Annotated in this window: 26 protein-coding genes, 1 tRNA gene and 3 pseudogenes; 19 read left to right on the top strand and 11 right to left on the bottom strand. The window is 59.2% G+C overall.

Annotated features, from left to right (window positions below; translation table 11 throughout):
- The first annotated feature begins 38 nt into the window (after positions 1-38).
- The 5 genes from BFF94_RS14305 (at position 39) to BFF94_RS14285 (ending at position 2,143) form a co-directional block, all read left to right on the top strand.
- The gene (locus tag BFF94_RS14305) at positions 39-254 is read left to right on the top strand and encodes a TOBE domain-containing protein (protein ID WP_006476104.1); all 216 of its coding nucleotides are present in this window, start codon (positions 39-41) and stop codon (positions 252-254) included.
- A gap of 141 nt (positions 255-395) precedes the next feature.
- Positions 396-593, top strand: coding sequence for a hypothetical protein (locus tag BFF94_RS14300; protein WP_011351863.1), 198 nt, complete (start codon positions 396-398; stop codon positions 591-593).
- A gap of 55 nt (positions 594-648) precedes the next feature.
- Entirely contained in the window at positions 649-894 is a 246-nt protein-coding gene (locus BFF94_RS14295; protein ID WP_128843488.1) for a hypothetical protein, read from the top strand.
- A 130-nt stretch (positions 895-1,024) separates the two neighbouring features.
- Positions 1,025-2,011 (top strand): tRNA dihydrouridine(20/20a) synthase DusA, encoded by a 987-nt coding sequence (gene dusA / locus BFF94_RS14290; RefSeq protein ID WP_246637310.1) that lies wholly within the window; start codon positions 1,025-1,027, stop codon positions 2,009-2,011.
- A 56-nt stretch (positions 2,012-2,067) separates the two neighbouring features.
- A tRNA-His gene (locus BFF94_RS14285) sits at positions 2,068-2,143 on the top strand.
- An 88-nt stretch (positions 2,144-2,231) separates the two neighbouring features.
- Here BFF94_RS14285 and BFF94_RS14280 read toward each other — a convergent pair.
- Complete coding sequence (locus tag BFF94_RS14280; protein WP_246637304.1) at positions 2,232-2,849, bottom strand: tyrosine-type recombinase/integrase; 618 nt, start codon at positions 2,847-2,849, stop codon at positions 2,232-2,234.
- 52 nt (positions 2,850-2,901) lie between these two features.
- On the opposite strand from BFF94_RS14280, the gene BFF94_RS14275 reads away from it, so the two are divergent.
- Entirely contained in the window at positions 2,902-4,329 is a 1,428-nt protein-coding gene (locus BFF94_RS14275) for a hypothetical protein (RefSeq protein ID WP_128843490.1), read from the top strand.
- Here BFF94_RS14275 and BFF94_RS14270 read toward each other — a convergent pair.
- Entirely contained in the window at positions 4,307-5,278 is a 972-nt protein-coding gene (locus tag BFF94_RS14270; protein WP_158061956.1) for a methyltransferase domain-containing protein, read from the bottom strand. The two genes, BFF94_RS14275 and BFF94_RS14270, sit on opposite strands and share 23 nt — an antisense overlap.
- A 334-nt stretch (positions 5,279-5,612) precedes the next feature.
- Between BFF94_RS14270 and BFF94_RS14265 the strand changes: the two genes are divergently transcribed.
- Positions 5,613-6,179: a hypothetical protein gene (locus tag BFF94_RS14265; RefSeq protein ID WP_128843492.1), complete on the top strand. Its 567-nt coding sequence runs from the start codon at positions 5,613-5,615 to the stop codon at positions 6,177-6,179.
- 11 nt (positions 6,180-6,190) lie between these two features.
- On the opposite strand, the gene BFF94_RS37865 is transcribed toward BFF94_RS14265, so the two are convergent.
- Together BFF94_RS37865 and BFF94_RS14255 are read right to left on the bottom strand one after the other, a co-directional pair.
- Positions 6,191-6,820 carry a hypothetical protein gene (locus BFF94_RS37865; protein ID WP_246637303.1) on the bottom strand — a complete coding sequence of 210 codons (630 nt, stop codon included), beginning with the start codon at positions 6,818-6,820 and terminating at the stop codon, positions 6,191-6,193.
- A 112-nt stretch (positions 6,821-6,932) separates the two neighbouring features.
- A pseudogene (locus tag BFF94_RS14255) lies at positions 6,933-7,262 on the bottom strand (DUF5131 family protein); the annotation flags it as partial.
- Between BFF94_RS14255 and BFF94_RS14250 the strand changes: the two are divergent.
- Positions 7,164-7,538 (top strand): annotated as a pseudogene (locus tag BFF94_RS14250) (glycoside hydrolase family protein); the annotation flags it as partial. The pseudogenes BFF94_RS14255 and BFF94_RS14250 overlap by 99 nt on opposite strands.
- Positions 7,539-7,600: 62 nt before the next feature.
- Here BFF94_RS14250 and BFF94_RS14245 read toward each other — a convergent pair.
- Together BFF94_RS14245 and BFF94_RS14240 are read right to left on the bottom strand one after the other, a co-directional pair.
- Positions 7,601-7,924 (bottom strand): hypothetical protein, encoded by a 324-nt coding sequence (locus BFF94_RS14245; RefSeq protein ID WP_128843493.1) that lies wholly within the window; start codon positions 7,922-7,924, stop codon positions 7,601-7,603.
- Positions 7,925-7,942: 18 nt separating this feature from the next.
- A complete protein-coding gene (locus BFF94_RS14240; protein ID WP_128843494.1) occupies positions 7,943-8,455 on the bottom strand; it encodes a hypothetical protein in 513 nt (170 codons plus the stop codon).
- A 534-nt stretch (positions 8,456-8,989) separates the two neighbouring features.
- Here BFF94_RS14240 and BFF94_RS37860 point away from each other — a divergent pair.
- From BFF94_RS37860 to BFF94_RS14225, 3 genes are all read left to right on the top strand, one after another.
- The gene (locus BFF94_RS37860) at positions 8,990-9,283 is read left to right on the top strand and encodes a hypothetical protein (RefSeq protein ID WP_246637302.1); all 294 of its coding nucleotides are present in this window, start codon (positions 8,990-8,992) and stop codon (positions 9,281-9,283) included.
- A 30-nt stretch (positions 9,284-9,313) separates the two neighbouring features.
- Positions 9,314-9,817, top strand: a complete 504-nt coding sequence (locus BFF94_RS14230) for a lysis system i-spanin subunit Rz (RefSeq protein WP_128843495.1) — start codon at positions 9,314-9,316, stop codon at positions 9,815-9,817.
- A 155-nt stretch (positions 9,818-9,972) separates the two neighbouring features.
- Positions 9,973-10,188 carry a hypothetical protein gene (locus BFF94_RS14225; RefSeq protein ID WP_128843496.1) on the top strand — a complete coding sequence of 72 codons (216 nt, stop codon included), beginning with the start codon at positions 9,973-9,975 and terminating at the stop codon, positions 10,186-10,188.
- Here the strand turns inward: BFF94_RS14225 and BFF94_RS14220 are convergent.
- The 3 genes from BFF94_RS14220 to BFF94_RS37855 all read right to left on the bottom strand — a co-directional run bounded on the left by BFF94_RS14220 (position 10,185) and on the right by BFF94_RS37855 (position 11,380).
- A complete protein-coding gene (locus tag BFF94_RS14220; RefSeq protein WP_128843497.1) occupies positions 10,185-10,514 on the bottom strand; it encodes a DUF6602 domain-containing protein in 330 nt (109 codons plus the stop codon). The two genes, BFF94_RS14225 and BFF94_RS14220, sit on opposite strands and share 4 nt — an antisense overlap.
- 347 nt (positions 10,515-10,861) lie before the next feature.
- Complete coding sequence (locus BFF94_RS14215) at positions 10,862-11,047, bottom strand: hypothetical protein (protein ID WP_128843498.1); 186 nt, start codon at positions 11,045-11,047, stop codon at positions 10,862-10,864.
- Positions 11,048-11,206: 159 nt separating this feature from the next.
- The gene (locus BFF94_RS37855) at positions 11,207-11,380 is read right to left on the bottom strand and encodes a hypothetical protein (protein ID WP_246637311.1); all 174 of its coding nucleotides are present in this window, start codon (positions 11,378-11,380) and stop codon (positions 11,207-11,209) included.
- A 47-nt stretch (positions 11,381-11,427) separates the two neighbouring features.
- Between BFF94_RS37855 and BFF94_RS14205 the strand changes: the two are divergent.
- From BFF94_RS14205 to BFF94_RS14195, 3 genes and pseudogenes are all read left to right on the top strand, one after another.
- Positions 11,428-11,758 (top strand): annotated as a pseudogene (locus BFF94_RS14205) (SOS response-associated peptidase family protein); the annotation flags it as partial.
- Between the two features lie 25 nt (positions 11,759-11,783).
- On the top strand, positions 11,784-12,485 hold the full coding sequence (locus BFF94_RS14200; protein ID WP_128843499.1) for a hypothetical protein: 702 nt from the start codon (positions 11,784-11,786) through the stop codon (positions 12,483-12,485).
- 1,295 nt (positions 12,486-13,780) lie between these two features.
- On the top strand, positions 13,781-14,296 hold the full coding sequence (locus tag BFF94_RS14195) for a GNAT family N-acetyltransferase (RefSeq protein WP_128843500.1): 516 nt from the start codon (positions 13,781-13,783) through the stop codon (positions 14,294-14,296).
- A gap of 96 nt (positions 14,297-14,392) precedes the next feature.
- Here the strand turns inward: BFF94_RS14195 and BFF94_RS14190 are convergent, their stop codons facing one another.
- A complete protein-coding gene (locus tag BFF94_RS14190) occupies positions 14,393-14,857 on the bottom strand; it encodes a plasmid fertility inhibition factor family protein (protein WP_128843513.1) in 465 nt (154 codons plus the stop codon).
- Positions 14,858-15,183: 326 nt separating this feature from the next.
- Between BFF94_RS14190 and BFF94_RS14185 the strand changes: the two genes are divergently transcribed.
- Both BFF94_RS14185 and BFF94_RS14180 read left to right on the top strand, forming a co-directional pair.
- The gene (locus tag BFF94_RS14185) at positions 15,184-15,579 is read left to right on the top strand and encodes a hypothetical protein (RefSeq protein WP_128843501.1); all 396 of its coding nucleotides are present in this window, start codon (positions 15,184-15,186) and stop codon (positions 15,577-15,579) included.
- Positions 15,580-15,816: 237 nt separating this feature from the next.
- Positions 15,817-16,017: a hypothetical protein gene (locus BFF94_RS14180; RefSeq protein ID WP_128843502.1), complete on the top strand. Its 201-nt coding sequence runs from the start codon at positions 15,817-15,819 to the stop codon at positions 16,015-16,017.
- Between the two features lie 322 nt (positions 16,018-16,339).
- On the opposite strand, the gene BFF94_RS14175 is transcribed toward BFF94_RS14180, so the two are convergent.
- Positions 16,340-17,083, bottom strand: coding sequence for a DUF695 domain-containing protein (locus BFF94_RS14175; RefSeq protein WP_128843503.1), 744 nt, complete (start codon positions 17,081-17,083; stop codon positions 16,340-16,342).
- A gap of 86 nt (positions 17,084-17,169) precedes the next feature.
- Here BFF94_RS14175 and BFF94_RS14170 point away from each other — a divergent pair, with 86 nt between their 5' ends.
- The 3 genes from BFF94_RS14170 to BFF94_RS38315 all read left to right on the top strand — a co-directional run bounded on the left by BFF94_RS14170 (position 17,170) and on the right by BFF94_RS38315 (position 18,351).
- Positions 17,170-17,553, top strand: a complete 384-nt coding sequence (locus BFF94_RS14170; protein WP_128843504.1) for a VOC family protein — start codon at positions 17,170-17,172, stop codon at positions 17,551-17,553.
- A gap of 47 nt (positions 17,554-17,600) precedes the next feature.
- Positions 17,601-17,909 (top strand): phosphatidylserine/phosphatidylglycerophosphate/cardiolipin synthase, encoded by a 309-nt coding sequence (locus BFF94_RS14165; protein ID WP_128843505.1) that lies wholly within the window; start codon positions 17,601-17,603, stop codon positions 17,907-17,909.
- A gap of 205 nt (positions 17,910-18,114) precedes the next feature.
- Positions 18,115-18,351, top strand: coding sequence for a hypothetical protein (locus BFF94_RS38315; RefSeq protein ID WP_128843514.1), 237 nt, complete (start codon positions 18,115-18,117; stop codon positions 18,349-18,351).
- Positions 18,352-18,497 lie beyond the last annotated feature (146 nt).

Below are 18,497 nucleotides of genomic sequence, written 5' to 3'. Positions count from 1 at the left end.
GCCCGTTCTGAGACTTTTTCTTCGGAGCGATCAACCTGATGAGCATCACTGCAATCAACGTACGTAACCAGTTCAAGGGCAAGGTGAAGGAGATCATTCGCGGGTCCGTGGTCTCCGAGGTCGACGTCGAGACGCCGTTCGGCATCGTCACGTCGGTGATCACGACCCGTTCGGTCGACGAACTCGAACTGAAGGTCGGCGCGGAAGTCGTCGCGCTCGTGAAGTCGACCGAGGTATCGATCGCGCGTCTCTGAACGGGTGTTGCCTGCGCAGTGCGGCGGCGCAGGCAACCAGCCAGTTGGCGCCGCCCGGTATTTCTACAGCGCGTTTGCCTCGGTATTCGATGTCCGGACGAAGTGCTAGGATGGAACGACACCGATGCCGGAGGCGAACGCATGACCCCCATCCTTTCCCCCGAAGCCATCGAGGCGCTGAAGTGGATCGACCAGTTCGGCGAAAGCCGGCCGGTTCCGGCCGCGTTCGGCGACGTCGTCTATGCGCTGTTGAACGAGGGGCTGATCTATCAGGCGGCGGCCGACCGGGTCGACCTGACGGCCGACGGCAAATCCTTTTTATCAGACGAATACGATTGAGCGCGCGGCGCCTGCCGCGTGGGCGGCCTGGCGCTGCGTCGCCACGGAGCGTGCGATGGAACCGAGAGGCAGCGACCTCGGCGATTTCAGCGAGCCATACCGCGGCTTCGAGATCGAGGTGAAGACCGAGCAGGTCTGGGACGGCGAGCATGCGCACTACCGCGTGCTGCAGGGCGATGCCGTGCGGATCGACTGGCGGCTCGTCAAGGTCGACGGGATGCTGCTGACCGAGCGACGCGTGCTCGAGCGCGTGTTCGACGAGGCGCGGCGGGCGGTCGATGCGGAACTGGGCGACGGTTAGCGCGCGTGCCGGGCAGGTGCGGCCCGTGTTGCGGTAAAATGTCGGGTTGTTCCCGCGCCGTCTGGCCTGTTGCCCGAAATCCATGTCCGTACCGTCCTCGCTTCCTCCCCGCCGCGTATCCGTCGCGCCCATGCTCGACTGGACCGACCGCCATTGCCGGTCGTTCCACCGTACGCTGACGCGTGATACGTGGCTGTATACGGAGATGATCACGACGGGCGCGCTGCTGTTCGGCGATGCCCAGCGGCATCTCGCGTTCACGCCGAACGAATCGCCGGTCGCGCTGCAACTGGGCGGCAGCGAGCGTGACGATCTCGCGCGCGCCGCGAAGCTCGGCGAGCAGTGGGGCTACGACGAAATCAATCTGAATTGCGGATGCCCGTCCGAGCGCGTGCAGCGCGGCGCGTTCGGCGCGTGCCTGATGAACGAGCCGCAACTCGTCGCCGACTGCGTGAAGGCGATGCGCGATGCGGTGTCGGTGCCGGTCACGGTCAAGCACCGGATCGGTGTCGATGCGGTCGAGGACTACGCGTTCGTGCGCGACTTCGTCGGCAAGGTGGCCGAGGCCGGTTGCGAAACGTTCGTCGTGCATGCCCGCAACGCGATCCTGAAGGGGCTGTCGCCGAAGGAGAATCGCGAGATCCCGCCGCTCAAGTATGACTATGCGTATCAGTTGAAGCGCGATTTTCCGTCGCTGGAGATCGTCATCAACGGCGGCATCAAGACACTCGACGAAGTCGCGCAGCACCTCGAGCATGTCGACGGCGTGATGCTCGGCCGCGAGGCGTATCACAATCCGTACGTGTTGGCGGAGGTCGATGCGCGCTTCTACGGATCGACCGCAGCGGTGCCGACGCGCGAAGAGGCCGAGGCTCAACTGATCGAATACTGCGCGGCTGAGCTGAAGCGCGGGACCTACCTCGGCGCGATCGTGCGGCACGCGCTCGGGCTGTATCGCGGCATGCCGGGCGCACGCGGCTGGCGTCGCGTGCTGTCCGACAACAAGAAGCTCGCGCGCGGCGATCTGGCTGTGTTCGACGAGGCACGCGCGCATCTGAACGAAGCCGAAGAATTTTTTGAAAAAAAGGCTTTGCAAGATTCAAAAGACTTCGTATAATCTTCCTTCTTCGCTGCTGAAACAAAAACAGCGGGGAGCAAAAAGCAGTATCAGTGGTGGCTGTAGCTCAGTTGGTAGAGTCCAGGATTGTGATTCCTGTCGTCGTGGGTTCGAGTCCCATCAGCCACCCCACTGAATTCATAGCAATATCAAGTAGTTAGAAACGGTACTGAGATTTTATCCAGTGCCGTTTTTGTTTTGAAATTCCACAAAATGGAATTCATAGCGCCTTCCTCTTCACGATCTTGGTACGGTCGTAGACCCGAGCCGTGGTCGCCGGATTGGCATGAAGGTCGGGCAGCGTGCCGCGCTCCTGCTTGAACTGCGTCGTGTAATACGCCCTTAGATCGTGGAACGTGAATCGGCCGGCGATGACCTTTGCCTCGATCGCTTCGTTCATCAACTTCCCCCAGAATCCCTTGAAGCCGTCACGCGTGTAGTGCGTGCCGTATTTCGTCGTGAAGACGTACAGGCATTCCTTGTCGCCGCGGACGGCCTCCAGACGGTCGAGTAACCCAGCAAGCGGCGGCGTGATTTCGATCTGCTCGATGACCTCGCCACGTTTCTTGCCGCGCTGCTTCGCGCGTTTGATGCGGATGTGGCCTGCCTTGCGATCAACCTGCGGCCATGACAAATCCAGAAACTCGACTTTCCGATTGCCGGCGAGTGCCGCATATTCGGCCGCCATGCCCATCATTGCGCGCTGGCCGCCTTGGGCCGAGAGCCATGCCGTGAACGCTTGGTAGTCGACCGGGACGGGCTCGGTTGTGTTGTCCACGTCGCCGGCATTTGCCAGCACACCCACAGCGCCGACTGCAGCCGTTGGCACGAACAGCACCCAGATCGCGACGACAGCTTTTGTCGCCGGCCGGCCGCAGTGCTACTCCATCATGGACAGCGGTGGAGACAACACCTTCACCAATGACAACGCGTCCGCGTGGACGGCGACGCTCGCCCTTGGTCCGAGCGCGAACAAGTGCATCTATTTCCCGCCCGGGAAGTACAAGTTCGGGAGCAACGTCTCGTACACGATCCCGTCAGGCGTGGCCTCGATCACGATTCTTGGGGCTGGCCCGACATCCACTACGCTGGCATGGCCGGCCGGGGGCGGGATCGCCATCAACTACGCGGGCACTACGAGTGCGGCCCACGTTCAGAACCTGGCGCTCACCACCGGCACCACGGCGACAGGAACTGCTCTCGCACTGAATCAGGCTGCAAGCACCAGCAACCAGTCGAACTCGGCCGAATCCGATGTGACGAACGTGACCATCAGGGGTGACGATGGTTATCAGGTGACCGACTACTGGGCGACCGGGATCAATGTCAGCGTCTCGAACGTCAACTTCTCGAATAACCACTTCGTCAACCCGCTCGGCAACGGGAATCAGGTCGTGCTTGGCGGCACGTCAACACAGGTGCCGGTCATTTTCAACTTCGCGAATTGCTATTTCGAAGGCGGCAACAACTCGCTGACGTACGGCAACTACGTGCAAGGGGTGCAGGTCAGCAATTCGAACTTCGTCTCGGCGAACTACGGGATCATCTCGAATGCGAGCGAGTCCGGGCTGGATCAGCTGACAGTCGTTGGCAGTCAGTTCGAGAACAACACTTCCGACATCCTGCTCACGACGGCAGTCCCCAACACCGTTCTGATGGGGAACGTGTTCTACGTTGCCAACAGCACCACGGGTGTGAATCTGGCTGCGACTGACAAGTTTAGCGTCATCGGCAATATGTTCACGGTGGCAACGACCGGGACGTCTGCCATCGGGTTGAACATCGGTGCAACAAGTGCGCGCGGCGGATCGATCACGGGGAACAATTTCGACCGGATGGGAACGGTCGCCATTCAGATCAACAGCGGCACATCGAACGTCACTTCGAACGACAACGTGTTCAACTCCAACGGCCAGAATATCTCGAACGGCAGCTCGAGCAATTCCGTGCTGGACTTCTCCGCCATCACGGGCAGCTTCGGCTTCGCGTCCCTGACGACCAACACGGCGACGAACGTGGGTTCCGTATCGCTTCCCCTCGGCACGTGGTTTTGCACGTCTCAGGCGAACTGGACGTCATCGGCAAATAATCTGTCGGTGGTGCAGAGCGGTATGAGCACGACGAGCGCATCGATGCCGAGCTTCGCCTCGTACATCGGTCTGAACAGCGGCAGCATCGCGGCCGGCACGGTTCTGAATTCGACTCAGCGCGTCGTCGCCTCATCAAACCCGACGACGCTGTATCTCGTCTCGATAGCCACGTTCGCTTCTGGCACGTCTACCTCGTCCGGCCAGATTACCTGCGTACCCAGCCGCTGATCCTTCGAAGCGGCGCTGTGATCCTCCACGAAGTGGAGTGCTCCAGCGCCGCGACTCGCTCGCTCTTTTCCTGAAGGGCGGCATGAGCCGCCTGAAGATCGGCCTGAAGCTTCAGCTCTAACGCTGAAGGCGGCGCCGGGAAGTTGGCCGCAGATTGGGCCGCTTCCGCCCAGCTTCGGAGTGCGCGATCCTTCGACATGGTTTTTAGCCACGCGAAGAACTCGAGCTCGTTGTGAGCCGTGTCGTAGAACCGCTCGCATCCGAAATCAACGATGTCGTGCTCGACGAGCGTCGACATCAGCAACGCGAATGACTTCGGTGTGAATGCCCAGCAGTGCACGTCGTGGTACTCGTCGCTGGTAGCGAAGTGCTTACCGATCGAGAGCGCGGTCGAGAAATCGTGCTCCATGTGCGCCGGCCTGTCGCCGATATAGGTGGCCCATGCCAGGCTGCATTCGATCGGTGCCGCGTTGAGCCGATAGTCGAGGATCTGCTGAACTTGCGGCCGGCGCGCGCGCAAGACATAGGCGGCGAGCACATCGGCGAGGCTGCTCTCGCGCCGCAGGTGGTCGAACGTGAAACGCTTGTCCGGGATTGCCAGACGCACTTGAGCGCCATCCTTCAGGACCGACCGCAGTTCGAGCAGCCAGGTCACCAGATCCGGCACATGCTCGATGACGTGAGAGGCGACGATGTAGTCGACCTTCCGGGCGCCCAGCGCCTCCAAGAGCGTATTCGCACCCCACACTGCATCGATGTCGACGATCGCAGCCGCATCAACTCCTGAGTCGTTGGCGTACTTGCCGCGGAGCGTCTCCGTATCCGCGTGGTCGACATACAGCACATTACCGTCCGATCGCGTGACAACAGGTCGGCAAAGCGGGCCGATCTCCAGCCCCGTCAATTTTTTGACGTCAAGGTCGCCGATCAGTTTTTTATTGCGGTCCATGCTCACCTTCGGTGGGGGTGTCTCATTCCAGCCGCTGCCGATGGAGAGTATTCCCATTCAAGCTGAGGATTGCAAGCCCGGTGATGCGTCCCCATTGGCATGGAATGGTATGGAACGAAGCCGAAAAATCCCTGTAGAATCAAAGGCGAGTTTACTATCAAAATTCCACAAAATTCATCATCAGGCATTCTACATATGGCTTCATGACTAGGATTGTGATTCCTGTCGTCGTGGGTTCGAGTCCCATCAGCCACCCCAACAAATTCAAGCACTTGCAGCAGGAATAAGCTGACGTGTTACAAGTTTTGGAAGGTGACATTCCAAAATTTGGAAGATGAATAAATGGAAGCCCGCCGATGAGCGGGCTTTTTTGCGCTCATTTTTTGAGGAAGTGATGGACGACTTTCTGCAGAATCTGCATTCGCCGTCTTGGTGGTTGTCGGTGGTTACCGTAGGCATACTCTTGAGTGTCGTCGCTGCATACGCAACGCGCGGTCTAGATCGACTCTTCCGATACTTTGGTAAGAAATGGGCTGATCGGTCGGAAAAATCGAAGGATAAGTTTGCTCGGAAAGTTGCAGTGTTGCAGCAGAGCCCGGAGGCGCGTGCCGCCTATTTTCGGGAAGAGGTGAGGTATCGCCATACGGCGATCTTCGGCGCCGTCGTGGCCACCTTCCTCCTGGGACTCTTGGCAGCCGTTTCTATTATTGATTCGCATGGGCTTACGCCGGGCGGGTCTGTAGCTATAGGTGCATCGAAAGTCAGTTTCATTCCGGCGTTTGTCTTCGGGTTCTATGCGATATCGTCTTGCATCGTGGCATTCATGTCGACCGCAGCATATTCTGCGGCGCAAAGTATGGCGCGCCACTTGAAGGCTGCTGAAGGGCACTTGCTACCTTAGTACCTAGGCAACTATCGCGTTGCACGCACTTTTCTCTGCCGGCGTCGGTCATATGTCTTGCGCACCATGTGCTCGTCCGCATGCCCAGTCGCATCGATGATTCGGTCGTCGTCTTCTTCTTGCCGATCGGTCACGGCCGCCGGCCGCATGTCGCGCAACGCAAACCGTTCGAACGGTACGCCGCGCGCCTTCTCTTCCTTCTCGCAGTAACCCATCAGGCGCGACCAGTTCGTGTTCCATCCGCGGCGCGTGTACCCCTGACCGTCCATGTTGCCGAAAACGTGGACGCCGATGGTCCGCTGCAACGAAAGTGCATCGAGGAAGCCGTAGACATGCTTCGACTTGATGGCGACCGGCGACATCTTGCCGAACACAGCGACGAGCCGTTTCGCTTCGCGACGGTTCTCGTCGAGCGTGATCTGTGCCTTGCGCCGCTCGTCGGACGCTGGCAATCCCCCCTGCCAGTCGAAATAGGATTCGTTGAGCGCTTCCGCGCGCTCGATCGCCTGCTTGCGGATCTCGGCGATCGCTTCTTTCTGGCGTGTCGGTGCTGAAAGGCGAAACGCCCAGCGCCCCTTCGGCAGCTTGTAGCCGAAGCTGACCTTGTGCTTTCCGTAGTGCGCGTAGAGCCGGAACGGCAATCCGTCCGGTCGCTTGCATCGTCCAATCATGCTGTGAGTGCGGTGAAATTCGGTTCTTCTGATGCGGCCGCGCGCCCGGCCCGCTTTCGCCGCCGATGATCACCCAGTCGATTCCTGGCGAGCTATATCCCGAACCATCCTCGGCATATTCAGTGGTCGGACCGTGGATCCATGGCGCCTCGGCGGGGCTGTTCTCGCAGGAGTGCATTTCCCGCATGCAGCAAACGCCAGTCGGATCGAACCACGCTTGGAGATCGACTGTACCAAGCGGCGGCTCCATGGAAAGAAACCGGCACCGCGCGGGTGTCGTGAGCAGCTTTTCGATGTCGCGGTCGGCCTCGGCCTGGTTGACGACGATCGTGCCGATCCAGACGCCGGGCCACGGCAGCTCGTCCCACGTGTTGAGCCCACACGACAACTCGTCGACAACTTCGTTGAGCATCGCACGCGCATTGCCGAGCCGGTGCTGAAGTGCACGCTGGTCCTGAAGGGGCATACGTACCAGCTCGCGGCCGCGGTGAGCTTTGCCTATAACGTCGGTGTGGGCGCGTACTGCGGCAGCACGACGACGAAGCGGTTCAATGCGGGCGACTGGAAGGGCGCTTGCCGTGCGATGAACGAGGCGGACAACGGCCGGCAGCAGTGGGTGACGGCCGGCGGCCGCGTGCTGCCTGGTCTGGTGAAACGGCGCTCTAAAGAGCGTGCCCTCTGTGAGAGGGAGGGGGCAGTATCAATGCTCCCGCCGCAAGGTATGCGCGGCGGGAGCCAAATCATCGTGACTTAGTTGCGATTGATCCAGAGGCCGACCGTATCACCGCGAATAGAGCCGCCGTTGTTGCACGGAACTCCATCGGCGGCCCAACGCACGAGGACCGTCTGCCCGCTGCTGATTGCGGTCAAAAGAGTCGCGTGCATGTTCTTGGCGTATTGGCCGCTGAACGACGAGGGGGCTGCAGAATCGAATACGGCCACGATCGTGCCGTCGTTCCCGGCATAGATGCTCTGAACATTGGCTTTGCACTCCGTGTACGCAAAGCTGGATTGCGCCGCAGCGGCGATCGATGCGGCCAATGCTACTTTGATGATGGTCTGCGTGGCTTTCATTGTTTTGATTCTTGTGAATTAGTCGTTGAGAAGGAGGTCAAGTGCACCGACTGGCGTCGCTGACTTGAGTGTCGCGTCGATCTTTCCCGAAGTTGCGCTCGTTGAATATCGGTCACCGTCGAAGGTTGCATATACGGGTACCGAGCGCACGCCAGCAGGAAGCGTAATAACGTGTGACGCTTCGACCTGTGCGGTGTTCGAGAAAATCAATTGTGTGGACCAACATCCGTTTTGATTGCAGTTCTGAACGTAGTCATACCTAGGATATTCGGCCGTATGCTTAAGCTGCGTCGCTGTGTAACTCGCTACTTCGGTGTTGTTGACGAAAATTCGTATCTTCGATGTTGAATTTTGCGGGTTTGGCTGGATTCGCCTAACGACAATATCCCCTTTCAACAAAACGTTAATACTGACGGTCCGGTCTTTTGCTGATACCGACTTCGCCGATGCTGTGATCGAGGACTGCGTTGCTGCGATGGCAGTCGAAGCGGCAAATGCGCACAGCACTGCAAGGATTGATGTCTTTTTCATGTATCTCACAAGTTGATAACCAAGTGCCTCCGTTCGCGTGTGAATGACGGTCTGCGCGTGAGATTTATGCAAAATGACCTCTAAATCTCAACGCATCGCATAGGGTAATAGAAATATTGTAGAAAGTGAAGTGTAATGCGATGCGTGCCTACTGCTTGCCGAGAATCGGCAGGACCGGTGAGGTTTTCGCGACGATGGTTGTTCGCTGCACACAATTGCCCGTTGTTCTGACTCGCCCGGCGCAAGCGCTCGGCGAGTTTTTTATTGCTTGGAGACCTTATGAATATCGCGGAATCACGTGAGACGCGGTGCACGCTCGCCGCGGACGTCTTCTACCCGGACCACCAACTGCGCACCGAGTCGTCGATGTTTCGTGCGAGTAAGCGGGCGATGAAGGCGGCCGGTGGCTAGGTCTGCGCGGTCTGCGGCGACGACCAGGCGGTCGAGTCGCATCACCGATTCTTCGAGTGGGCGTTCTCGCACGCAATCGACTGGAAGTGGATCCGCGGCGTCGCGCTCAACCAGGTCGACACGATGTTCAGTCACAAGCTGCAGCACGTCGTTCCGATCCCGCGCCGGCATCCGATCTGGGACGTGATCAAGCTGACGCAGGGCTTCGACTGGGAGGCGTTCGATCCGGCACGGCTCGAGGCGTTTGTCGACTCAACCTACAACCAACTGCTGCTGTGCGCGCTCCATCACCGGGGCAAGGATCACGGCCGACATGAGGGAAGCGACCCGGTCTGGAGCGTGCAGGCGTTCCAGCTGCCGGGTTTCGTCTACTCGCCGGACGAGCTGAAGCAGCTGCATGCGAAGGAGCCAAAATGATCTTCGTGAAATCCGCATGGCCAGTATCTGCTGGCTGCGCTGCGCGGCTCGGCCAGCGTTGAATACCTGATAGGTGCGCGGCAGCTCGCCGACGAGCGCGCCGCTCGCGCGGCCGGCGGGCAGCAGCACGCCAACGACCTGACGACTATCTCGAAGGCTGCGCTTGATGCTGAGCAGCGTGCGATCGCCGCGCATGACTCGGCCGCTTCGCAGATGGCCGCCGTCGACGCACAACTCACGAAGGAGCGAACCGACCATGAAACCGAAAATCGCAGCTATCGCGCTGCGCTCTCTGCTGGCACTGAGCGGCTGCGCATTGCCGTCCGAAACTGCACTGCAACCGGTGCCGACGGTCTGCCCGGAACTACCGGCGCCGCCGGCCTGGGCGATGGTGCCGCCGCCGTCGCGGACCTCGATCCAGCGGTTGCGGAACGCGCTTTCGCCGTCGCTGGCGACGACCAGCGCGAAATCGACAAACTGAAGGCAGTGCAGGGGTGGGTGCGCGCGGTGCGCCCGGCAACGCCGGGATGTTAGTTCCGACACCTAGCCCGAGTCATTGCCCCAGCACGTATTGGAGCGGTGCTTCGACCGCAAGGGATCCGCCCATACTGCCAGCGAAGTGCAGGCAACAGATCAAGGCCCAAAGCGCGGCTGGATTGCCCGGGGTGCTAATGCCGTGGAAATTGTCCGTGCTGCAGAACATCAACGAATCGACGGCAAGGATTCCATCGATCACTCCGGGTCTCAACTTCGATTTCATCGTGTCGAGTGATTTCCATCCTTTGAATCCAACGACGAAAAACGGTATGTGTGGCGGGGCTGTTGGGCCGAAGGCGATACCACTGCCGAACTGCCGTTTGATGACTGAGAGCTTGTTCGCAGTTGCTTCGACCTCACTCCATTAACTCGATAAATCAGACTTTACTTCGATAACAGCAGAAATCCCTTCGGCCAAGTAGAGGCGAGTCTTTTCCGATCCAACAATCGGCAAGCTCGGCACGAACGGGTATTCGATGACTACGTCTAATTGACCACTTCTGTTCCCCGCCTGGTCAGTTGCGTCACCAGTACCAAAGCGAAAATGCGACGGCAACACCTGTGACAGAAAGCTATCGATGAAGGTCTGGCGCTCAAGTCCTTTGGTGTTGGAAGATAGGCTAATGTTGGATTCATACGCTCCAACTAGCATTTTGTGAATGCCGTTTAACCGGCTTATGACGTGTTGATTCAATTCGCACCCCGTACTCTTCTTTGATGAAAGTCAAGTCTAACCGATCTTTCGAGATTGACGTCTGACGTATCTCCGAGCACCGGCGTCGCATGATCAGTTCTCGGGGCCATCATCCAACTCGTCCGGGCCGCAATAGCTGGCACCTGGAATTTCGATCGGCACGATGTCGTAGCCGCGCGCCCGTCAGGCTGATCTCGAAGTCGCTGAACGCCTCGAACAGATCAGGGCCGCTTCAATATGGTGAATTTCGACTCGAGGGTGTTGCTTGCGACATGTTCGTGGAATATCGCGACGGAGTCCGGCGAGTCGCCCACATCGAAGTGCGAGATCCTGAGAAATGGGGTGCGTCATTCCTTGGCGTACGTCGCGCGCATCATGATCTGCACATTCGTGATTACGTGATGGGGCGGAATTTCCGGTGCGATCCGATGCAGGTAGGCCCGAAACGAACCTGGGCCCTCGCGCTCGTGGGCGTACACGGTGCCGTGCCAGTCGTCCGTCGATTTTCGAAACTCTTCCTCGATCGCAGACATGGTCGCCTCCTGTTCGATGCACATCAGGATGCCACAGGCGTGTCAACACCCTATCCCTGCACGTCGCATTTCCTCGCGTAGTAGGAAATACAACTTCCGGAACTGTCCGAATGGGCCGCCGAGGTTGCCATGATCCTTGGTCGATTTGTCGACCAATACTCACCAGTCCATCATCTTCTGGAGCGACTTTCTGAGCGTCACGATTTCAAGGATGAGAACTCGAACTTCGGGGTCGCGATGCGTGCGCCATGGTTCGCGTAGTTCGGAATCGGTCAGCGCTTCGAACTCGGGCATTTTCGGCACATGCTCGATGTTGGGATCGGCCAACCGCACGATGTTGCGATCGACTTGAGATCTACCCCGACTATCTCGCACCGATAGAACCGAACTGGGAGACCGGCAAGCACGTGCGGTATCGGGTCGGTGTCGGGGACTGGCGGCCGTGCTGCGTCGCGGGTATTTGGCGCGCGTGGCGCGGCGCGGACGGCGTCGAGACGCTGGCGATGTCGATGTGGACCGTGAACGCCGATAAGCATCTGGTCATGAAGCACATGCATCGGCCGGGCGACAAGAAACGGTCTGTTGTGATCCTGCGGCCGTCCGATTATGACGAGTGGTTACACACTTCGAACGCTGACGTCGCGCGCACGCTGTTGCAGTTATACCCCAGCTGACGAGATGATGGCTGAACCGGCTGCGAAAAGTGACTAATATACGCTGAACAAACGGGGGATCTATGTTCGGAATTGATGATGAGCGACTTTATGGCGTTGCATCTAATGTTTATTTTTGGGCTGTAGGCGTTGCAGCTGTCTCCGCTGGAATCAGTTTTGGTGCTGGTCTTGTGCAATATATAACAAGTAATAGAATTCAAGGCGAAAAAGATCGAGCGTTACGTGAATATCAATCGAATGCCGGCAAGCAAATTTCAGGGGCAAATGAGAGGGCGGCTCTTGCTGAAAAGAGTGCGGCGGACGCAAACAATAAAACGGCTGATTTAAATAATCAAACGGCGCAGCTTGAGGCTGAAAATTTGCGCTTGAAGCAACAGTTGGCGTGGAGGGATGTATCTCCACAACAAAGGCAAGCGTTAATTGAGGCTGTTAGAGGGTTTCCTGGGCAACATATTTCGGTCAAAGGTTTGGCTGGGGATGCTGAATGTCAGACATATGCGCGAGAAATTGCAGATGCATTGGCTGAGGCAGGGTGGGATGTTGTTTTGAATCCAATTTTGGTAAATGGAGATGCGCCAACTGGGGTTAGAATGATTGTGAATCCTGGAAATTACAATGGCGGAATAACTTTAGCATCTGCGGCAGCTCTTTTTCGCACGCTCCAACATAACGGAATTGTTCGTGATCAGGAACCGATGCGAACAGTATTGCCAGCGCCGGGCACGGTCGTTTTGATTGTCGGGAGCAAACCGATGCCTAATTAAGCGCTTCTTTCTCGGTCTATTCAGCAAGTGCTACGAGTGCGAAAGATGTGACCTTGGGCGAGGTAGTGCTGAAGTTGACGGACGCTTATTCTGGAAGATGAGGGATGGACGCTATACAAGGCAAGGATTTCCTGGAGCCACATATTCCAAGGTATCATCCCAAGTAATTGAAATATGTGGTAAATGTATAAGAATTTTGATTCCTGTCGTCGTGGGTTCGAGTCCCATCAGCCACCCCAAAATTCAAGCAAAAAGCCCGGTTCCTCGAACCGGGCTTTTTGCTTTATGGCTCCGTAGTCCGCGTAGCCAGTTCTTGCCAAAGCATTTCGACGAGGGGTTGTATGGCGTATATCCAATGCGCCACGTGTAGCGCGGTTTCGGCATAGGGAAGCGTAAAGCCGCTGCCGTACCAACAACGTCAAACGAATGCGCGGGGATCTCATATGCACAAGAGAATCGAACGCCATACCGATGAATCCGACGGTCACGAAATCATCGTCGAGTCCGTGCAACCAGCACTGGGTAGCAGTTGGATTGCGAACGTTCGGGTTTGCGAAGACAGAGTCGAATCGCCGAGGCGATAAGACTTCGACACTTCGTATGACACCTTGGACGAGGCGAAGGGTGCAGGCGTCGAGATTGGGCGCGCCATCGTGCTTGGTATCAATCGATAGCTTCACTTCTTCCCGTGTCTCCGACGTCGCTGGCGCAGATCGCAATACGTCAGCGGACCCGGGCCAGATGTGCTTCGCCTTTCTTTTGCGATCCACCGACGACACGCACGCCAGTTCGCAAACGAAACTTCCTTCCCCGGCTAAGGTTCGTGCGCGCCGTGCCGTTATCTACCCTGGACAGCCCTCGTGCCTCGAATGCTGATCCGTTTTCTTGCCTGCTCGCGTTCCGCGCGAGCAGGCTTTTTTCGTTTACGGCGGCCATGGGCTGGCAATGTGGCGGAATGGAGCAGGAGCTTGGCGTAAACCGACAAAGCGCAACAGTCTTGCATTCGCGTAATGTATCGTCTTCCTCGTGCCCTCATGTTTTCCAGGGCCGTTCGATCCCGGCGACCAGAGAAGGCGTCGGGATTTTTTTTGCCAGCGTCCCGCTGCTTCAGCGACGAACCGCCGCGGAATGCAAAATCGTCGCGGAGTTCGACGGAGACACATTGATGCGATGGCACTGACAGCTACGCCGCGCTACGACACCGAACCCGTGGCGGCCTTCGCGTACCGCAAAGCACGGTATATTTTGCGACGAGACATTCCGATCACGAGAACACGCAGAAGGAGCCGCCACCGATACCGGAAATCCGGACCACGCTGCGTGCCGCGACGACGCACGACGCAAACCACATCGCTCGCCTGCACACCCTGAGCTGGCAAACCGCATACAGCCATATCCTTCCGGCCGCCTATCTGCTCGACGAGGTGCCGACGGAGCACGCGATCCGGTGGCGAAAGTATTTCGATCGCAATGAAAAAGAGTGGGGCCTCGTGCTGATCGCCGAGTCGGATGGCGAGCCCGTCGGCTTCGTCAGTGCCGAGCGCCCGGTCGATCCGGCGCTCGGCGCGTTGCTCGACTGCCTGCACGTCCATCCGTCGCATCACGGAGGCGGTACGGGCAAGCGCATGATCGAAGCCGTTCGCGCGTGGGCACGAACGCTCGGCGTGGACAAGGTCCACCTGCAGGTGCTGGAGGGCAACGAAGGCGCGATCGGCTTCTACGAGCACAACGGCTGGCAATTGGCGGGTATCGAAACGTGCCGCATCGGCCAGACGGAGGTCACCGACCGGATCTACGCGATACAGGCATGAAAGCTTGCCGGCATCCGAGCGCACGGCGGCGCGCGAATGCAGCCATTCGTGGCAGCTACGACGCTACGCCGGGCGAAAGCCGAGCGTACTCTGCCGTTACTCGCCGCAATATCGCACGAGCAAAGCGGCCTCCGTCTCGTGCACTTCGACGGGCAAGGTCGTCACTCCGGCATAGGCAAGATAGCGCGCGCGATGCTGGCCGTTGCGGAACGACGCGACGCCAACTTTCGACAGGCCGGGGATGCCGAGCAGCGTTCGCGTTCTCGTCTCGCGAAACGTGATGAACGGCATGTCCGGAATCCTGTCCTGGTCCGGATCGAGGAATTCGCGAATACCCGCGGCTTTTCCAGGGGCCCAGTACTGAACCGACGGCAGCACGTAGTCCGTCGTGTCGCGGTCGGCGCAGGCCAGCAGTTTCTTCAGGTCGACCGTCACGACCCGATGTCGCGAGTCGTCGGACGAGAATACCCGCTTGAGGTGCGTATAGGCATAGGGGACATGCCCGGGAAGCTGGATAATCCAGACATCTACGCCGCTCTGTTGTGCGTGGGCGAGTGTCATTATTTCCTCTGGTAGCGCAAGCGGTCTCAGTGTTTCGAGTTTAGCAGCGCGGTTGCAATCGCGGAGCAGGTCGATACCTGGAATGGGAAAACGGAGCGACTTGCAGCGAGACAGGAACCGGGAGCAAAAGCGCAAAACGAGCTGGGTGGAAAAACGGATGCGGTCATGTGCCGGCGATCCATATCGACAGGTCGCGAGAATATCGCGATACTGCCGGCGGGAATAACGCGCCGCGCGAAATTCATGCAAGCTTCACGCAGCGTCACGATACCGGGCAGGCATGGATCATCATAAGAACAGAGGGGGCAGATTGACCGGAGAAAGCCATGTCGTCGAAACTTGAGATCGAATATCTCGATTACTGTTTCACCGCGACGCTCGAAATCAGGGAGTCCGGCCGTACCGCCGTTGTCGACCGGCAGCTCGAATCCAATGCGCGACGCAAGACGCTTGCGTGGATCGTGTTCGACCGTTTTCTCGAGCGGAATGATTTCGCCGATGAAGAGGATGCGCGTGCAAATATCGTCGACTGGCTGGAGCGGCTTGCCGATCCGAGGTCCGGCGCGTCGGCTGAAATTGCGAAGGCGAGCGCGGTTGCTTCCGGGGTGGTGGCGACAGACGCGTCGACTGCCGAAATCGTGGGCGAAACCGTCATTGAAATCGTCAGCGATCTCGACTGGGTCGATATGATCGCCGACTGGTTTTCCAGTGGCTCGATTTAATGAAAAAACCGGCTTTTCGTGACGCAGGTCATTGTATCTTCGAAATTCCGCACGAAAAATGAAGCTGGAATTGCATCGCTCGAAAAATAGAATAATCCTGCTTTGACAATGCGCGCGACTTGCCTGAAACTGCGCCCGGGGCTGAAAAATCCACTTGAATTAAAATAAAAATGGAACGCCGGAAATGAAAAGAAGGCCGCTGCTGACGGCTGACGCAATCACGACTGCTGCCGGCCTGTGACGCTGTTCGAAGACATCGGATACGAAGAGCCCGTCGACCGGCTCCTCGTCACCGAGGGCGGCAAGAAATTCGTCACCGCTCGGGCCGTGACGCTACCCGCGCGGCACGCGAGCCCGCCGGTTGCCGCGACATTGTCACCAGAGGGTGAGTTGCCGCACATACCGTCGCGCGGCCCGCGATCACAATTTGCCGGTTGACCGTTCTTCCCCGGCCCGGTCAACGGTTTCCCCGCTCGCTCGCGCAGGAGCGGGGGCTTTTTGCCCGTCCGACGCCGGAAGGCTGCGTCGGCGGAACCGGACAGGCGTTCGGCAGGCTGCGTAATGGCACCCATTGCGCACCCCGGCATCCGTTTGCCTGATCCGCACGAATCGCTTTCCTCGTGCCTGAGCGAACCCTCAGGCCCATTGCCGGTTTCGGCCGGCGATGCCTTGGTCCCGGCGGCGCGCAGCAACGCTGCCGGGATATTTTTTGCGCCGAATGCGTTGCATCACGTCGTGCGCTGCGGACATGTCGACCCGCTCAGCCAGCCGGTTCGACGCTGGTTTCCCATCCGTCGTATTCCCCTCCGAGCGAACGTACCTCGCGATTGAGCGCGATCGTATGGCGCGTGATGTCGGCCAGTGCCATCGTGCCTTCGTGCGAAAACCGTACGGCCGACTTGCCGTCTTCGGTCGGTGCGACCGATTCGACCGGATAACCTTTCGCTTCGGCCCAGTCAGCGAACTGGTGCGCATCGCTCGGGTCCGGGAAGTACGCCCAGTGCATCACGCGCCGGCTCACGTCGCTGGCATCGCCTTTCTGCCGCAGCGCATCCAGCACACGCATGTCGCGCATGATCTGCCAGTCGTCGTCGGTCGGGTAAAGCGTCTGCCAGTACGCTTCCTTGTCCGGATCGTCCTGGTGTGCGTATTGAAGCGCGTAGGTTGTCTGTTCGGCCAGCGAGTCGACGATTTCCGCCGCCGCCTCTTCGTCGAACGGTACGTAGAAGAGGAAATCGCGGTTGCCGTCGACTGTGACGCGGCCGACCTGCACGCCGCCTTTCGCGGTGATCGTGGCGTCCAGCAGATCCTCGATCTTCGCGAGGTCGGCGAATTCGTCGCCGGTCGGCAGGCCTTCCGGCGTCGGATGCGCAAAGGGAACGCGCACGCTGAGCAGCGACGTGCGCGGATCGCCTTCCGCGATTTCCGCAAAGCCTTGGTTGAAGCTGATGAAAGCCTGATGGTCGCCCATTCTGGCAGGGAAGGTTCCCCAGGCGTCGCTCATGTATTTCTCCCGTACACGATTGTCTGTTGACGGTTGCAAAGCGTCCCAATGTATCATCGAAAATCGCGTTGGCCGGGGAAGCGCGCATGATCGCGAGTCTGGGCATCCTGGTGCCGGTCGAATACGATCGCTATCGGGCAGTGATTGATTTCTATCGTCTTGCGCTCGCGCTTCCGGTGCATTCCGAGGGTGTGTCGGCCGCGGGGAATCCGTGGCATCGCTTTGTCGTGCAGGGCGTGACGCTGACCGTTCATACGGGCAGGGGCGGCGAGCTTCCGTATCCGGAGTTTCGTCCGACCGGCCATGGAGTCGCGCTGGCAATCGAAGAGGCGCACGTCTCGGAAGCCGTTGCGCGACTTGAATCGCACCGCGTCGGCATCCTGAACGACTGGGACTATGGCGACGGCACGGTGGCGATTTCCGTGGCGGACCCGGTGGGTAACGTATGCGAGATTTGGGGCTGCACGTAACCCGCGCATTTGCATGGCGGGCCTCGAAAAATTGGAAGGAGGTTCCGATGTCGATGTTTGCGGTGAATGGTGTCCGAATCGATCCGCTCAGCGCGCGCGTGACGCATGTGCGCTGGGCGGCCGTGAATCCGGCCGACCGGTCGTGGGCGGCGATGCCGAGCGAGGCGCCGGTGGCGGACGTCGCGCGCGCGCTCGCGTCCGGCAACGATGTCCGTGCGATCTTCTCGGAGTGGGACGCCACCGCGATCGGGCCGAGGCTGAAACGCGTGCTGTATCGCGATGCGTCGGAAGGCATCGAGCTCGACATCGATGCAACGAGCGAGTCGCGCACGTTGCGGGATCTTCCGCAAATCTGACCGGCGCGGCATGCGCCGGCGATAGCGCGTGCCGCCGCATGGATGGCGGCACCCGGCCGAATGGCCGCCCGCACAACGCCGATCGGGAGGAGTAGTATCGGATCACCGTCGTGCTGCATTGCTGGTCGCGCCGAATGGTTTGACGGGCCACGCGATTTGCGGCGAGCCGGTACCCCAAGCGAATATCGCAAACGCGTACGAGACCATGTCCAGACCTCGCTTCGCCCCGTTGGCAGCTGCACTTTGTCTGATGCTGTCGGCCTGCCAGACCGCGTCCGAGCCGCCTCTGCAGCCGTCGCCCGAGACAGCGTCGGTGGCCGTTCCGGCATCGTCGCCGGCCGCGCCGATCCGCGGCATCGGCCTGGCGCCTCATCTGGCAGCGCAGAGTCACTGGGCCACCGGCCAATGCACGACCAACGGCACCGTCAACGTGTGCAATTGACCGACGTTGACGGAGCAGCGTCCGTTACGCACGAATGAAAGAGCGTGGCTGCGCGTTGACGCGAACCTTCCTCGACCGCGAACATTTCCCGTCGCCAACCCCTGTTTTCCGATTCACTCCCGGAGCCGCGATATGGCGCTCGACCT

The sequence above is a fragment of the Burkholderia catarinensis genome, from assembly GCF_001883705.2.
Classification (GTDB): domain Bacteria; phylum Pseudomonadota; class Gammaproteobacteria; order Burkholderiales; family Burkholderiaceae; genus Burkholderia; species Burkholderia catarinensis.
Note: the sequence above shows the minus strand (reverse complement) of the source record. Positions and strands in the feature narration are given on the sequence as shown.